Annotated in this window: 13 protein-coding genes; 5 read left to right on the forward strand and 8 right to left on the reverse strand. The window is 70.5% G+C overall.

Annotated elements, in window-relative coordinates; translation table 11 throughout:
- Positions 1-170: 170 nt before the first annotated feature.
- Complete coding sequence (locus tag IEY93_RS32405; protein ID WP_189166975.1) at positions 171-1,010, reverse strand: SMP-30/gluconolactonase/LRE family protein; 840 nt, start codon at positions 1,008-1,010, stop codon at positions 171-173.
- A 312-nt stretch (positions 1,011-1,322) separates the two neighbouring features.
- Here IEY93_RS32405 and IEY93_RS32410 point away from each other — a divergent pair, with 312 nt between their 5' ends.
- The 3 genes from IEY93_RS32410 to IEY93_RS38825 are packed head-to-tail and all read left to right on the forward strand — an operon-like array spanning position 1,323 to position 6,469.
- Positions 1,323-4,556, forward strand: coding sequence for a CHAT domain-containing protein (locus IEY93_RS32410; RefSeq protein WP_189166976.1), 3,234 nt, complete (start codon positions 1,323-1,325; stop codon positions 4,554-4,556).
- Positions 4,557-4,565: 9 nt separating this feature from the next.
- Positions 4,566-4,868, forward strand: coding sequence for a CATRA system-associated protein (locus IEY93_RS32415; RefSeq protein ID WP_189166977.1), 303 nt, complete (start codon positions 4,566-4,568; stop codon positions 4,866-4,868).
- Positions 4,868-6,469 (forward strand): CATRA conflict system CASPASE/TPR repeat-associated protein, encoded by a 1,602-nt coding sequence (locus IEY93_RS38825; RefSeq protein ID WP_203968079.1) that lies wholly within the window; start codon positions 4,868-4,870, stop codon positions 6,467-6,469. The genes IEY93_RS32415 and IEY93_RS38825 overlap by 1 nt, the downstream gene beginning before the upstream one ends.
- Positions 6,470-6,516: 47 nt before the next feature.
- On the opposite strand, the gene IEY93_RS32425 is transcribed toward IEY93_RS38825, so the two are convergent.
- From IEY93_RS32425 to IEY93_RS32440, 4 genes are read right to left on the reverse strand one after another with little or no spacing between them, the layout of a single operon-like run.
- Positions 6,517-7,620 (reverse strand): ATP-binding protein, encoded by a 1,104-nt coding sequence (locus IEY93_RS32425; protein ID WP_189166978.1) that lies wholly within the window; start codon positions 7,618-7,620, stop codon positions 6,517-6,519.
- On the reverse strand, positions 7,595-7,978 hold the full coding sequence (locus tag IEY93_RS32430) for a hypothetical protein (RefSeq protein WP_189166979.1): 384 nt from the start codon (positions 7,976-7,978) through the stop codon (positions 7,595-7,597). Before IEY93_RS32430 ends, IEY93_RS32425 begins: the two co-directional genes overlap by 26 nt.
- Positions 7,979-7,989: 11 nt before the next feature.
- A complete protein-coding gene (locus IEY93_RS32435; RefSeq protein WP_189166980.1) occupies positions 7,990-8,289 on the reverse strand; it encodes a hypothetical protein in 300 nt (99 codons plus the stop codon).
- 18 nt (positions 8,290-8,307) lie between these two features.
- Complete coding sequence (locus IEY93_RS32440; RefSeq protein WP_189166981.1) at positions 8,308-8,676, reverse strand: hypothetical protein; 369 nt, start codon at positions 8,674-8,676, stop codon at positions 8,308-8,310.
- A 110-nt stretch (positions 8,677-8,786) separates the two neighbouring features.
- Here IEY93_RS32440 and IEY93_RS32445 point away from each other — a divergent pair, with 110 nt between their 5' ends.
- Complete coding sequence (locus IEY93_RS32445; protein WP_189166982.1) at positions 8,787-10,154, forward strand: AfsR/SARP family transcriptional regulator; 1,368 nt, start codon at positions 8,787-8,789, stop codon at positions 10,152-10,154.
- Between the two features lie 58 nt (positions 10,155-10,212).
- Here the strand turns inward: IEY93_RS32445 and IEY93_RS32450 are convergent, their stop codons facing one another.
- The 3 genes from IEY93_RS32450 to IEY93_RS32460 all read right to left on the reverse strand — a co-directional run bounded on the left by IEY93_RS32450 (position 10,213) and on the right by IEY93_RS32460 (position 11,917).
- Entirely contained in the window at positions 10,213-10,590 is a 378-nt protein-coding gene (locus IEY93_RS32450; protein WP_189166983.1) for a hypothetical protein, read from the reverse strand.
- A 284-nt stretch (positions 10,591-10,874) separates the two neighbouring features.
- Positions 10,875-11,507: a VOC family protein gene (locus tag IEY93_RS32455; protein ID WP_189166984.1), complete on the reverse strand. Its 633-nt coding sequence runs from the start codon at positions 11,505-11,507 to the stop codon at positions 10,875-10,877.
- Positions 11,508-11,560: 53 nt separating this feature from the next.
- Positions 11,561-11,917, reverse strand: coding sequence for a VOC family protein (locus IEY93_RS32460; RefSeq protein ID WP_189166985.1), 357 nt, complete (start codon positions 11,915-11,917; stop codon positions 11,561-11,563).
- 182 nt (positions 11,918-12,099) lie between these two features.
- On the opposite strand from IEY93_RS32460, the gene IEY93_RS32465 reads away from it, so the two are divergent.
- A complete protein-coding gene (locus IEY93_RS32465) occupies positions 12,100-14,943 on the forward strand; it encodes an ATP-binding protein (RefSeq protein ID WP_229691663.1) in 2,844 nt (947 codons plus the stop codon).
- Positions 14,944-15,150: the final 207 nt, after the last annotated feature.

Raw genomic sequence — 15,150 nt, forward strand, 5'->3', positions numbered from 1 at the left:
GATCTCACACACCCGCGTGCCCGTAGCCGCAATCTAGTCGCTGGAGCCTGACTCCAGGGGGCCCAGGATCCCACCAAAGGCTGATCCCGTCCCCAGCGCGTCACGCCAGAGCGCCCCGACCTGCCCTTCCGTCGGGCGAGCGCCCCTGGGGCGCGGGGCGCTGAGCCTTTCTAGGGCCGGCCGGCGCCGGGAACGTCGACCTGGGTCGAGAGCACTTGGCCGGTTCCGGGGGGCACCATCTCGGGCAGGCGCCACTCGGCCGCCACGATGAACAGCGTCTTGCCGTCCGGCCCGCCGAGAGCGCAGGCGAAGCATCCCCGGTCGGCTTCGACGGTCTGCAGGACCTCACCGCCCTCCCGGACCCGGACGCAGCGCCGGTTGCCGACGTCGGCGTACCAGACGGCGCCCTCGGCGTCGATGCAGATGCCGTCAGGGTGGTCCTCCCCGGTTTCCGCCCATACCCGGCGATTGGACAGGCCGCCGTCGGCGTCGATGTCGAAGGCGGTGAGCCGGTTGCCGTACGACTCGGCGACGATCAGCGTGGCGTCGTCCGGCGTCACGGCCATTCCGTTCGGGAAGGCCATGCCGCCGGCCACCTCACGCGCCGAACCATCGGGACCGACGTGCACGACGTATCCGGGAGCGGGCGCCTCACCCACCATCATGTCGAAGCCGATGTGATCGACGTAGATGTTGCCGCGACCGTCGACGGCGATGTCGTTCCAGCCGCGCCCGAGGCCGCTGAGCTCGGCCTGGGTCACCAGCGAGCCATCGGGTTCCAACCGCAGAAGCAACCCCCGCGCGGAGTCGACGAGCAACATCCGCCCGTCGGCCCGCCAGGCCGTGCACAGCGGAAGCGAGTCCACCCGGGCCACCACTTCGTGCTCACCGTCCAGATCAAGCGCGATCACCTCATGCGCCGACCAGTCGGAGAAGTACAGCCGGCCATCGTGCCACCGAGGCGACTCGACCAGACCCCGGCCGGTAAGCCATGTACGCAGTTCCGACATCCACCATTCCCTTCACAGCGCCGCGATCAGCGGACGTGGGTTGAACTCCACGGACAGTACGCGCCCCCTACGACGGTTTCCGCCCCATCGCCGACCATGATCGGCATGGCGTCCCGTGCGGCCCGACGAGTGGCGACATGCCGTGGTAATTCCGAATCGCCGGGCGAAGCAATGGTGACGAGGAAACACTCCCAATTCAGGCGGATCTACTGATAGGTCAGGTATATGCGGGATGAGGCGCTGGCTGCGGTCGCAGCGGCTGTGGATAGCGCTCGGGCCGAGGGGTCCCATGATGGACTGCTTTCGTGGCGGGTGAACCGGCAGGCCGCCCGGCTGGAGAAGTGGTTGCGGAAGCGGCCGGATGACGTGCCGGTGCGGGTGGCGCTCGCCTGGTTCCACTGGCTGCGGGCGGAGAGGCTGACAATCGCCCGGGGCATTGCGCTCTGGTACGCGATCCGGGCCGGGGAGCCGTTGTTCTTCGAGGACTTCGAGGCGCTCCCGGCCGGTCTCGCGACGGTGATCGCCGAGAAGCTACTGCCCGAGATAGATCGGCATACCGTCGAACTCATCGACAGCGAGAACGTGGCGCTGCTGACGAGATTCACCGCGATATGGAGCAGCATCGTCAAAGCCACGCCCGCTTCCCACCCCGAATACGCGGAGCGGTGCTTCGTGCTCACCGCCTATGCCAGCAGACTCGCCAGCCGCGACCCCGACCCGGCCCACTTGGAGACCGCGATCGCGAGCGCGCGGGCGGCGGCCGAAACGGGGGATGTAGAGGCACTGGTGGCATTGAACGCGCTCCTGCACCAGAGGTACATGCGGTTCGGTGATCCCGCCGACCTGGCGGAGGGCATCGCCCTGCTCCGCGGGAGTACCGACATCGAGCTCACGAGGCTGCCTCTCGGCGGTGCCCTCATGTTCATGTATATGCACACCGAGGATCCGGCCAACCTCCAGGAGGCGGTGGCCGTGCTCAGGGAGGCGGTCGCCGCGGACACCCCGAGTGTCTTGCAACTCGTCAACGCCCGGACGGCGCTCGCCGGCGTGCTCGGCCAACTCGCTGAAGCCACAGGGGACGACAGCGCGCTATCCGAGGCGATCGACCTGCTCGCCGCGTCCCTCGCGGAGCCGGATCTCACCGACGACCAGCGTTGGATGGCGACCGCCGAACTCGCACAAAGTCATCACCGCCGCTCGGAACTCACTGACGATCCGGAGGACCTCAACACGGCGATGGGCCTCTTCTGGCAGCTCGCAGACAAGATCCCTTCCTTCGTGGGCCTCTCCGCGCTCATTTACCACAACTTCGCCGTGGCCGCCTACAAGCGCTACGCCGTCCTTTCCGACGAGGGCGATCTCATCGCGGCCCTGGCCTGGGCGGAGGCCGCGCTGGAGGAAACCCCGCCGAGCGCGCAGGCCTACGCACAGCATCTGCACCTCGCCGGGCTCTGCCGATATCAGCGATTCATGCGCTATTTGGACATAGACGACGGTGAAGCCGCCGTGCGTTCACTCCGTGACAGCGTCGAGCGCTCCGGCCCTGGACACCCGGTGACGGCACCACGCCTGGACGCGCTGATAGCGGCTTCGCGGGCGCTCATGTTGGTGACGGGCCGGCGCGAGGAACTCACCCCGGTGCTGCACGCCCTGCGCACGGCCACGGCCGGACTACGCGAGGATTCGCCGGACCGCCCCCTGCAACTCGCGAATCTCGGTCATGTGACCCACGACCTGGGCAAAACGCGTACGGAACGGGACGAAGGGGTGCGGTACTGCCGCGAGGCCGTCGCCATGACCAACCCGGACGATCGTCACGGCGCCTATGTGCGCAATCTCCTCGGCGAGGTCCTGAGCGACCGCTACCTGGCCGAGGGTGCCACGGAGGACAAGGAGGAGGCGATTCGAACGCTGGAGGAGGTCGTCGCCTCCGAACCGGCCGTCCTGCTGCTGCGCATCGACGCGGCGGCGAAGCTCGGCATGCTTCTGGCCGCCGATGATCCGGGTCGCGCCGCCGACCTTCTGCGCGACGCCGTCGCGATGCTCGCACAGCGCGCTCCCCGGCAACTGCGGCAGGCCGACCAGTTCACCGCCATAGCCCACCACGACGGCCTGGCAGCCGACGCCGCCGCGCTGGCGCTGGCCGCTGGACGGTCGCCGGAGGAGGCACTGGCCGTGCTGGAGTCCGGCCGCGGTGTGCTCTTGGGCCAGGTGCTCGACCTGCGAGAAGACCTCTCCGCACTGCGGGCGTACGAGCCAGGGCTGGCGGACCGGCTGACGCGCCTGCGCTCCTACCTCGAATCGACCACGTCGGGCTGGGACGTCGACGGCGACGCCCGCGATGTCCATGCCCGCCACCAGGCCGCACGGGAACTCGAAGCGGTGCTGGGGAAGGTCAGAGCACTCCCCGGTTTCGAGGGCTTCGCCCGGCCGCCCGATCCGCGCACGCTGCTGACCGCCGGCGGCCATGGCCCGGTGGTGGTACTGACAACGAGCCGCCACCGCACCGATGCGCTGCTCGTCACCGCCGAGGACGTCACCTGTCTTCCGTTGCGTGAACTCACTCGTGACGCCGTCGAAAACCTCGCCGACCTGCATGAACAGGCCATATTCAAGATCACCGAAGGCCCCGGAAGCGAGGAACGCCAGGACGGGCAGCGCCGGCTCACCGATCTACTCGGCCGGCTGTGGGACGAGATCATGGAACCCGTCCTCACCGAACTCAGGGTGCCGGTGGCGTCTCGCCTGTGGCTCGTCCCGTGCGGCCCTTTCGCGCGCCTGCCGCTGCACGCGGCGGGCCATCACACCGACCGGAACCGGAACGTGCTCGACCGGGTGATCCCCTCCTACAGTCCGACGTTGCGGACGCTTCTGCGGGCTCGCGAACGGGAGTCGGCCGACGCCGCGCCGGCGGATTCGAACGCGGCCGTCGTGGTGGCGATGCCCTCCACGCCAGGACACGTCACACTCGGTTCGGTCGGCACCGAGATCACCGTGCTCCGCCGTCATCTGCCGGGTGCGCTCGTCCTCAATGCGGACGGCGCGGATCCGCCCGCCAAGGAGACCGTCCTGGCGGTGCTGCGTGACTGCTCTATCGCGCACTTCGCCTGCCATGCGGCGAGCGCCGCAGCGCACCCGTCCTTCAGCCATCTCGTCCTGCGGGACGATCCGTCCGACTGGCTGCGGGTGGCGGACCTCGCGGCCCTCGATCTCGGGCGGGCTCGTCTGGCATACCTGTCGGCGTGTGAGACGGCCTCACAGCCCTTCGGTAACGCCGATGAGGCGGTGCATCTCACCGGGGCGCTGCATCTCGCGGGATTCCCGCACGTCATCGGCACGCTCTGGCCGGTCGGCCCCGACACCGCCACGGTCACCGAGGGCTTCTACACCCGAGTGAGCACCGACCGCGGCCCGGACCCGGCGCGCTCGGCGGAGGCGCTGCACGCGGCGGTCCGGGCGATGCGGGACGGAGACGACCTTCCGGGCGGCATCACCCGGGTACAGCGCCCCTTCGTTTGGGCGACATATGTCCATGTCGGTCCGTAGACTCCAGGTGTGTCGCACGATCTCCGCGAGGACCTGCGGGCGGTGCTGCGTGAACTGTCCACCGCTGAACTGCCACCCGATCGCGCCAACCAGGTCGGTCCCGCGCTCCGTGCCGCGGGCGACGCTCTTGACCGGGACGATGCCGTCGGCCTGTTCGAGGCCATCGAGGACCTGAAGATCATCATTGGGCTGCGGGTGCGGCGCATCGGATCGAAGGAACCGTCCGACGAGCCGCAACCCGACTACCAGGAGGACCTGACCGATCTCACCATGCGGCTGGGCCTCGCCGAGGACGCCTCCGGCGGCAACTGATGGAGGGCTGGGACTTCGTCGTCCATCTGTTCGGCCTGCCCGGGGACGAACGCGATCTGCTCCGGATCCTCAACCTGTGGGACGCGTGCGCCCATCAACTCGGCATGACCGGCCCGATCACCGGCGTCGCGCTTCCCGCCGACCCCCCGCCCGGCAACCCCGGCCCAGCGGCCGACACGACGCTCGCCGCCCGGCAGGACCCGACCGGCTCGCGCCAGTGCGTCCTGCGGGTCATCGGCGGGTTCCCCAACCTGTCGCTCGCGTTCTCGGGAACGGAACCGCGGGCGTGGGAGGAGGCGACGCGGCTGTGGCAGGAGGTGTCCGCACGGGACGCCGGCGGTCTTCTCGGCTCCGTCCGCATCCACCTCGCGCGGCTCACCGGTCTCGGCGCCGCCCCGTCCGCCGAGACCGCCCGGGACCTCGCGGCGCTGTGCGGCCTTCCCGGCGCCGGCCGGCTGGGCCAGGGGACACGCACCGCCGACGGATTCCACCTGTGGGAACCGGCCGGCCGCCGGGGCGACGCCCACCGCGGCTTCCTCGTGGCCGCGAGAGCCGACCGCGACAGCGAGGTCAGTGCCTGGCTGTGGTCGGATGGCGATCCGCAGCCCCCGCCCTTCGCCCGCTACCTGCTGAACGCCGCGAAGATCCGCCAGCAGTTGCGGCTGTGGGAGTCGTCTCACCGCCCCCGCACCCGCGTCGAGCGCCTGACCGAGGATCTCGTCGGCGAGCCGCCGAGCGGCCCTAGGCTGGAACGTCTGCGGCGGGGCCGGGCGGATCTCATCGCCACCGCCGACGACCTCGCCGTGATGCGCACGGCGGTGCGCCGGTCGGCCGACAACATCATCGCCGCTCTGCCACGCGAAGCCTCGACCGGGCCGATCCAGGCCGATCTGAGACTCGCCGAGTGGTTCGTGCGGCATCTCGACGCCGACCTCGAGGCCATCAACTCCGGACGGGAACGGACCGAGCGCGTCATCGAGGAGCTCACCGGGACCACCCGCCGGCCTCCGGCCGAGCCGGGCGGCACTCGGGCGCACGATGACCCCGCGGCCGGAAGACAGCGCAACGTGTTCGTCGTGCACGGCAGGGACCGGCGCCTGCGTGATGCGTTCTTCGACTTCCTGCGCGCCCTCGACCTGCGCCCGCTGGAGTGGACCCAGCTGGTACGGCTCAGCGGCGGCGCGTCCCCTTTTCTCGGGGATGTCGTGGTGCGGGCGCCCGACCATACGCAGGCGGCGCTCGTCCTGCTCTCGCCCGACGACGTGGTGAGCCTGCACCCGGAGCTCCACAAGGCGAACGAGGACCCCTTCGAGGTACGGCCGACCTGCCAGCCCCGGCCGAACGTGCTGATCGAACTGGGCATCGCCCTCGGCTCCTACCCCGACCGTACGGTGATCGTGCATGTCGGGCGGCACAAGCCGATCGCCGACCTCAACGGCCGCACCTACCTGCGGTTCGATGGATCGGCGACGGCGCTAGGCAAGATCGCGGAGGCGTTGAAGGCCGCAGGGTGCGCGGTGGACGACACCGGGATGGACTGGCGGAACCCGGCCCGCTTCTCTTCGATCAGCGCCTATGACCGGGAGCCGCCGGATTCCTGACGGACGGGAGCCGTCCCACCGCCTTGGCGGGTGGGGACGGCTCCAGGTCAACCGTCCTGCGGGTCCCTGGCGAGGCGTTCCCGGATCACCCCGTTGAGGGAGTCCCGTTCGGCCTCGGAGACCTCTTCATCGCCGGGTGCGGCGGCGGGCCGTGCGGCGATGACGTTCGCCAGGGACCGGGCCAGATCGGCGTGGTCGATCTGACCGCGGCCCTCCCTGGCCACGGTCACGGCGGCATTGATGACCGCGCGTTTGACGTCCCGGCCGACGATGCCCTCGGTCTCGGCCAGCCGGTCCACGGAGACGTCCGCGGCGAGCGGTAGCCCGGGCGGGAGATGGGCCGCCCAGATCGCCCGCCGGGCGGCGTGGTCCGGTTCGGGAATGCGCACGTGGTGCAGGCGGCTGCTGATCGCCGGGTCGTAGCTGGTCACGAGGTTGGTGGCGAAGATGGCGATTCCCTCGAAGACGTCCAGATGCTGGATCAGCTCCGCACGAAGCGTGTTGACCGCGTGCTCGGATCCCTGGCTGACGCTCTCGAAACGGCGCGACAGCAGTGACTCGGCCTCGTCGATGAACAGCACCGCGCCGGCGCGACGGGCCGCCTCGAACAGGGCGGCCAGGTACTTGCCGCCCTCTCCGTGGTACTTGCTCTCCAGCTGGGACGTCCGCGCGAGCAGGATCGGACGTCCGAGCAGGTGGGCGAGCGCGTGCGCCGTCATCGTCTTGCCCGTGCCCGGCCCGCCGTGCAGGCTGATCGCCGAACGTGGATGCGGCTCGATCGTGCGCAGCCCCCAGGTGTCGAACACCAGGCCGCGCAGCCGGACGGTATCGACGGCAACGTGCAGTTCCTCGATCGTCGCGGCCGGCAGGACCAGCTGGGACATCTGGTACTGCGGCTTGACGGGAACGAAGAACGACATCCGGCCTTCGAGATCGAGCTCTCCGCCGCTCGCCGGGGCCGCCGCCCGCTGCTCTGCGGGCCCGGTGGGACCGTCGCGGCGCACCGCCAGGTCGAGGTTGTGCATTCCGGTCTCGTCGAACAGCTCCCGGGCGGCGTCGCCCAGCCGGACCCGGAACCGTTCGGCCGCCGGCCCGCCAGGGAGGCCGTCGACCCACAGGCGGTACCTACCCGCCGATGGTGATCTTGTCACTGGTGCCGAACCTCCGCTTCAGGTCGTCGTCGAGCCGGCCTTCCCAGCTCTTCGAGTGCTTGAGGGTGCCGTCGCGGGCGTCGCGGATCTCGCCCCTGAGGGAGGTCTTCGCATAGTCGCCGCTAGCGATCTTGGTTTTGATCAGCTCACCGATGTCGCCGTCGGTCAGCCTCGGCTGGAACCAGGCCAGGATGTCCCGCCAGGCGATCACCGCGAGTACGGCCGCGACCGCGGCTCCGGCGACGAGTCCTCCGACGATCAGGCTGCCGACCGAAGGGGCTTTGCGCTTCGGCCGGGCGGGGGGCGTGAGAAAGAAGACGATCAGAGCGAGAACGACCGCGCCGATGAGGATTTCCATGGATGTTCTCTCTATTCGTAGATGGCGAGCTCGTCGCGGTTGTGCAGCTCGCGCAGCCGCTCGTCCAGGCGCTTGGCACTGATCTTGCGGGCTTTCCGCACTTCGTTGCCGGCGGCGTCGAACAGGCCCTGGTAGACGGTGTACTCACCGTTGTCCAGCTGCTGGCGAACGGTGAAGGCCAACGTCGCATCGTCGAGCTCCTGCTCGAACTTCAGAAACCAGTCGAGGATCTCCGCCATGACCAGCACGACGAACGTCACGAAGGCCTCGTAAGCGATTACCGCGAGACCGAGCAAGATGAGCTCCAGCATCGGGGATTCCTTTCCGGTTCAGTCGAAGAGGATCATTTCTTTGCCGGCGAACATCCGGCGTAGTTCGTCGTCACAGTCGTCGGCGCGAACGACCCGGCCCAAGGGCCGGCCGGTCGCGGGGTCCACCACGGGTTCGTTGGTGTCGTCCAGGAAGACGATGCGGAACGTCCAGCCACCCGAACGGGGACGGCGCACCAGCGCGGCCCGCGCCGCCTGTGCCCGCTTCGCGTTCTCCCTGAGGTAGGCCGCGACCTCCTCGAACGTGAGGATGTCCTTGCGCGTCAGATGCCGGACGGCCGCCTGGTAGAGGGAGACCAGCTGGGCGCTCAGCCATTTCCAGAGCGCCAGAAGGTAACCAGGGTGCGGTTTCTCGGATGAATCGGTCATGCACCCCAGAACAACAGGGATAGCGCTGAAGATGAGAGCATGGAAATGATTCAGATTTGATATGGAAGCTCGCTTGTTAACCGCGTCGCGGCGTCCCTTCAATAGGCTGCATGGCGATCACATTGACGCTGATGAGCCGAGCCGCGTTGCTGCGCGACGGGACTCCGGTCAAGCTGGAACCGCGGGTCATGGCCGTTCTCATCCGTCTCGCCCTGAACCTCGGCAGCAGCGTCCGCCTCGAGGACCTGACCAGGGAGGCGATGAGCGACGCACCCGGCACAGGCATGCGTCGCGGGAAGCTGTCGCGGGAAAGCCGGGTGGCCGTCTACCAGTGCGTCTCGACACTGCGGACGGCCCTGGACCCTGATCGTCCGGGCGACGCCTCGGTCCTCCTGGTTCGTGATCCGGGCCACAACTCCGGATATCGGCTGGAGCTCCCACCCGACTCCATCGATCTTCTCCGCTTCGAACGGCTCGTCTCGGCGGGAGCGGACGACTCGCCGCTGCGTACGACCCTCCTGCTCCGGCAGGCTCTGGACCTGTGGCAGGGCCGGCCGCTCATCGATGTCGAGCATCTCGCCTGGGCACAGCCGCGCATCGCCGCGCTCACCAAGGCATGGCACGAGGCCCGTCTGCGGCTCCTCGACCTGTACGAGGTGATCGGCCATCCCGCCGAGGCGATGAAGATCGGCCGTGCTCTGGTCGCCGACCACCCTGGCGACACCGCGCTACGCGAGCGCGTCGACGGTCTCGCCGCCCAGATCCGCGGGGCACCCGCGATCTCACATCCGACCGGCTGGTCGGGAGGCCGGCTCACCGTCCGCATCGGCGACCTGTACGACCAGGACGACACCCACCTGGTCATCGGTTTCAGCGACACCTTCGAGACCAACACCAAGGACGACTTCCTGGTCGCCCGCCGCAGCATCCAAGGGCAACTCGTCCAGCGCCTCTACGCCGGCGATCACCGGACGCTGGACCGCGCTCTCCGCACGGCCCTCAACGGCAGGCCGTACACGGCCGAGACCCGCGCGACAAAGCGCTACGGCAAGCTCCGCCGGTACCCGATCGGCACCGTCGCCGTCATCCCGCACTCCGGCCGCCGCCTGTTCGCCGTGGCCTACAGCATGGTCAACGAGCACGGCGTGCACGCGACGTCGAGCCTCCCGGCTCTTCGCGAATCCCTGGAGCACCTTTGGGCAGCGGTCCGGGAGAAGGCCCAGCACCGCCCGGTGTCCATCGCCGTCGTCGGCTCAGGCCTGGCCCGCATCAGGAACGTCGATCACGTGTCGCTCATCATGCTCATCACCGAGACCTTCATGTCCGCCCAGTCCTCCGGCCGCATCACCGACGAACTGCGCATCATCGTTCACCCGAACAACGCATCCGCCCTGGACCTCCCTGCCGTCGACAACATGATCGCCGCCACCATCGCCCACTACTCAGAGTCACGACTCGGCCTCTCGGAGCGAGGCTGACGGGTGCATGTCGTCGCGCGGCCATGGCCCCGGTTCGCCGCATCAGGTGGGGAAAACGTCAAAAAACCCTGTACGGGGTCCACGTGGCGGCGAACACGGCGACCAGCAGGAGTGCGAACGCCTGCACCCACACGATGTCCCTTCGGCGATGCCGCCACGCCACGGCGGCGACCGCCAGCAGAATCAACGCCACGACCGCCGCTAACGCGTACACGACACCGGCACGGAAATTCATCACCGCCAGCCATTCCGCGTAGGTCAAATCTCGGCCGTCGCACCACACCGTGGCTCCGTCACAGAGCCCCTCCTCCAGCAAGTGCACATTGTCAGCAAGAGACTTCGCCAGGAACAGCAGAAGCAGGTCCCCGGCCAGAACCGCGCTGACGGTCACCACTCGCCTCGTCACGGAAACCCGCCCGGCTTCTTGATCCGTCATTCTCGGATCGTACGGAGAGATGCCCCCTCCAGTGCGGCCTTCGGCCCCGCGGCGCCCGCTGCGAGCGGGAGTCGGATGGCAGGGACCATCCGTACCCCTGCTCTTCTGCGATGATCAGGCGTGCCGGCGCGTGTACGCCTCCTCGACCAGCGTGGCGACCAGTGGATCGCACCGGCTGGTAGCAGAGCGGAGGTGGCCAGCCGGTGTTCGACGGCGATGGACGCGGCCGCTTCTCCTCGGGGGACGCCCCTGTCCCCTCCTCGATGAGGCGGATCCGCCGCGCTTCAGCTATCAGCCGATCTGGACATGGCCGATCGTGCCTCCCAGGCGTACCCGTCGGGGTCGGTGAAGGGGCCGGTGGCGCCGGTGATCGCGAGGCGGTGCGATCCCGTGCCCTCCTCGGGGACGCCGGTGTCCTTGGCGAGGGCGCGGCGCGGGTAGAGCGCCAGGGTGACGGCCGACGACGGGGTGGCGAACTCCACGTACTTGCCGCCGAAGCTCTTGGCCACGGCCAGGCCGCGTTCGACGTAGAACCGCTTGCTCGCCTTGACGTCCGCCACGCCCAGCAGCAGCGCGACCTGGTCGATCTGCCGGGCGACGGGGCCGGTGTCCTTCTTCGCCGAGGACGCGATCTTGCAGATGGTCCCGTCCGGGGCCCGGACGACGCCGCCGTAGCCCCAGAAGCTCTTCGTGGCCGGCTTCAGCGTCGTGGCGCCGGCGTCGAGGGCGGCGCCGATGAGGGCGTCGACGTTCCCTGGCTGGGCGGCCACCAGGGACAGCGCGAACCCGCGGAAGCCCGTCGTCGGCGCGTCGCAGGCGCGTACGTCCACGTAGGGGCTCAGGCCGACGGCCTGGTAGAAGGCGTCGGCGGCCGTGGGGTCGGAGACTTCGAGGGTGATGGATTCGAAGGAGGTCATTGCCAGGTCCTTTGCGCGGGAGAGGTCGATCGTCCGGCCGGTGGAGGGCGTGGTCACCGGTCCTGCAGCAGGCCGAGGACGTTGCCGTCGGGGTCGGTGACGGTGGCCACCAGGCGGCCGCCGCCGACGTCGTGCGCGGCCTCCTTGACGGTGGCCCCGGCGGCGGTCAGCTCGGCGATCTTCGCCTCGATGTCCGGTACGTGCCAGTAGGCCACCGGCGAGGTCATGCCCTGCGGTCCGCCGCCCGGCACCAGCCCGATGTGCTGGCCGCCGGCCTCGAAGCCGGCGTAGTACGACGAGTCGTGCTGCGGCGCGATGCCGAGCAGCGCCGCGTACACGGCCTTGGCCGTGGCCAGGTCGGACACGGGGTGCAGCACGGTCTTGATCACCGGGGTGGCAGAGCCGGTCATGGTCAACTCCTGTGGTCGTGGGCCAGATCGTTCGCGTGGGTCAGGCTGTTCGCGTGTCTGCTTGTTCGCGTGGTCACAGCCTGTCTCGCGGCCCGGTCTGCCCACATCCGTGGTGACCACGGGACCGCAACACGGATCGACGCCACGGATCCGCCGCGGCGGGAATGCGGCAAACTGGGACGGTGGTGGCGGAAGTGGAGATCTCCCCTCGGGAATCCGAGGTGCTGGAGCTCGTCGGGGCCCATCTCAGCAACGCCGAGATCGCGGCCCGGCTCTTCATCTCGGTACGCACCGTGGAGAGTCACGTCTCCTCGCTGCTGCGCAAGCTGGAGGCCCCCGACCGGCGAGCGCTCGCCCGGCGCGCCCCCGAGCCGGCGAGCACCCGGCCATCACGTCCGGCCTCGGTCCTGCCCGCCCCGCTGACCTCGTTCATCGGACGCGTGCGCGAGCGCGCCGAGCTGATCGAGCTGGTCAAGACATCCCGCCAGGTCACCGCCGTCGGTCCCGGCGGAGTGGGCAAGACCCGGCTCGCGTCGGCGGTGGCCGCCGAGGCGGCCGGCGCGTACGCCGACGGGGTGTGGTTCGTCGACCTGGTCCCGGTCACCGACGCGGGCATGATCGCGACCGCGGTCGCCGGGGCGCTCGGCCTCGGCGAGCAGCCCGGCCGCGACATGACCGCCTCCGTGGTCGCCGCGCTGGCCGACCGTCACGCGCTGCTGGTCCTGGACAACTGCGAGCAGGTCGTGGACGGCGTGGCGCTGTTCCTCGAACGGCTGCTCGCGGCCTGCCCCCGGGTGACGGTGCTGGCGACCAGCCGGTCCCGGCTGATGGTGCCGTTCGAACGGGTCTATCCGGTCCCTCCCCTGTCGCTGGACGGCGAGTCGGACGCGGTCGCGTTGTTCCTGGAGCGGGCGGCCTCGGTCGGCCTGCCGCTGGACCTCGCGCCGCGCGGCCAGATCGCCGCGATCTGCGAGCGGCTGGACGGGATGGCGCTGGCGATCGAGCTGGCCGCCGCCCGCTGTCCCACGCTCGGGCTGGACGGCATCACCGCCGCCCTGTCCCACCCGCTGCGGATGCTCACCGGCGGCTCCCGCGCCGACGAGCGGCACCGTTCGGTACGCGCGGCGCTCGACTGGAGCCACGCCCTGCTGGAGCCGGCCGACCGGGCGCTGCTGCGCCGGGTGTCGGTGTTCGTGGCGCCGTTCACCGCCGCCGCGGCCGCGCAGGTGACCGGAGGCCAGGAGGGCATCGTCGCCGACGGGCTGGCCCGGCTCGCCGAACAGAGCCTGCTGGTGGTGACCGCGTCGCCGGGCGGCACCGAGTACCGCGCGCTGGAGACCATCCGCCAGTACGGCACCGAGCGGCTCGACGAGGCCGGCGAACTGGACGGCGCCCGGTCCCGGCACCTGCGCTGGTGCCTGGCCCAGGCAGCCGGCCTGGCGGTGACCGGACCGGACTGGCGGGCCCGGTTCGACCTGGTGGCCGACGACCTGCGCGCCGCCCTGGCGTGGGCGGCCGACCGGCCCGAGCAGCGCGCGGACGCCTACGAGCTCGCCGGACACCTGGCGGAGCTGACCTTCACCCGCAATCTGACCGGCGAGTCCCAGCGGCGCTACGAGCAGGCCGCCGTGCTCGCGCCCGACCCCGCCGCCGGCGCGTCGATGCTCCGGCAGGCCGCGGCCGTGGCCGGCTGCCGGACCATCGGCGATGACATGTACCGGCTGCGCCGCGCCGCCGCCGACGCCGCCCGCGCGTCCGGCGACAGCGCCGGTGCCGCCACCGACCTGGCGAGCGCCGCCACCATCGCGTTCCGGTTCTCCACCATGTTCGTCAGGCTTCCGTCCCGCGAGGAGGCGCTCGCGCTGCTCTTCGAGGCACGCGAACCGGCCCGCGACGAACCGATCGGCGACGAACCGGCCAACGCCGATCCGACCCATGACGATCCGGCCGCGCGGGCCGCGGTGGCGCTGGCCGAGGCCGCGGTGCTCACCGATGCGTTCGGCGCCGCCCAGGGCCCGCCCGGCAACGCCGTACCCGAGACGATCGCGCGCGCCGAGCACGCGGTCGAGCTCGCCCGCCGGACCGGCGACCCGCTCGCCGAGTCGGCTGCCCTCGACGCGCTGACCGGCGCGCAGAGCTGGGCCGGCGACACGTTCGCCACCGCGGCCACAGCCCGGCGCCGCATCACCCTCCTGTCATCCCTGCCGAACACACCGGCCGGCACCCACGAGCTGATCGACGCGCTCGCCATCGCCACCGAGGCAGCCCTCGGCGCGGGCGACGTACCGGCCGCCCGCCGCTGGGCCCGTCAACTGGCCGACCACCCATCGCTGGCGGAGGTCGGCCACCGCGCCACCTGCCGGCTGCTGATGGTCGACGCGCTCGCGGGCGACGTCGAGGAGGTGCTCACCGGCAGCGTCCGGTTCCTCGACGCGTGGCGGCGGGCCGGCAGCCCTTCCCGGACGCTCCTGCGCCCGGCGGTGGCCGCGGTCGCGATGATCCACGGCCTGCGCGGCGACCGTTCCGCGCGGCGCGAATGGCTGGGAATCCTGGACGAACTCGACACTCCGCCCGAGCACACCTACGGCTACGGGGCCGTCTTCGACGCCATCCTCCTGCTGCACCGCGGCCAGGCGGCGCAGGCGCTGGAGCGGACGGCCCCCGAGCCCCGGCAGGTGTGGAAGTGGGTCACCTGGATCTGGCACCACTGGTACGTCGCCCTGCGCACCGAGGCCGCCGTCCTCGCCGGCAGCCCCGACGCCCGCGACCGCGTGGCCGAAGCCCGCGACCGCGTGGCCGGCAACCCGGTCGCCGAAGCCCTGGTGGAACGGGCCCAGGCGCTGCTCGACCACGACCGGGAACGGCTGCTCGCCACCGTGGCCGCCTTCGACACCGCCGGCTGCCCCTACCAGTCCGCCCGAACCCTGGCACTCGCCGGCGACCCCCGGGGAACCGCCGCCCTGTCCAACCTCGGCCTCGCCCCCACGGCCCTCCCTGCCCTCCGAGGCACCTCGGCCGGCACTTGACGCGGACCCGCCGCATCAGGCCCGGCGGCCGGCCGGTGTCCCGCGCGGGCCATCCGCCGAGTAAGTCATGCCGGCTCCCACCAGGCGGGATGCATGAGGACCGCTCGCCTACCTGGTCACTTGGGCCCGTCGACTTAGAGGACGAACTTCTGGCGCGGCACACTGGTGCGGTGACCACGTACGTTCACCGGGCGCGCGGCACTTCCA

The organism is Sphaerisporangium melleum (assembly GCF_014646695.1).
Lineage (GTDB): Bacteria > Actinomycetota > Actinomycetes > Streptosporangiales > Streptosporangiaceae > Sphaerisporangium > Sphaerisporangium melleum.

What these genes read in the sequence shown, in the direction of transcription:
- IEY93_RS32430 (WP_189166979.1), bottom strand. Translation starts at nt 7,978, where the DNA reads ATGGAAATCCTCATCGGCGCGGTCGTTCTCGCTCTGATCGTCTTCTTT.
- IEY93_RS32405 (WP_189166975.1), bottom strand. Translation starts at nt 1,010, where the DNA reads ATGTCGGAACTGCGTACATGGCTTACCGGCCGGGGTCTGGTCGAGTCG.
- IEY93_RS32455 (WP_189166984.1), bottom strand. Translation starts at nt 11,507, where the DNA reads ATGACCTCCTTCGAATCCATCACCCTCGAAGTCTCCGACCCCACGGCC.
- IEY93_RS32445 (WP_189166982.1), top strand. Translation starts at nt 8,787, where the DNA reads ATGGCGATCACATTGACGCTGATGAGCCGAGCCGCGTTGCTGCGCGAC.
- IEY93_RS32440 (WP_189166981.1), bottom strand. Translation starts at nt 8,676, where the DNA reads ATGACCGATTCATCCGAGAAACCGCACCCTGGTTACCTTCTGGCGCTC.
- IEY93_RS32460 (WP_189166985.1), bottom strand. Translation starts at nt 11,917, where the DNA reads ATGACCGGCTCTGCCACCCCGGTGATCAAGACCGTGCTGCACCCCGTG.
- IEY93_RS32435 (WP_189166980.1), bottom strand. Translation starts at nt 8,289, where the DNA reads ATGCTGGAGCTCATCTTGCTCGGTCTCGCGGTAATCGCTTACGAGGCC.
- IEY93_RS38825 (WP_203968079.1), top strand. Translation starts at nt 4,868, where the DNA reads ATGGAGGGCTGGGACTTCGTCGTCCATCTGTTCGGCCTGCCCGGGGAC.
- IEY93_RS32450 (WP_189166983.1), bottom strand. Translation starts at nt 10,590, where the DNA reads ATGACGGATCAAGAAGCCGGGCGGGTTTCCGTGACGAGGCGAGTGGTG.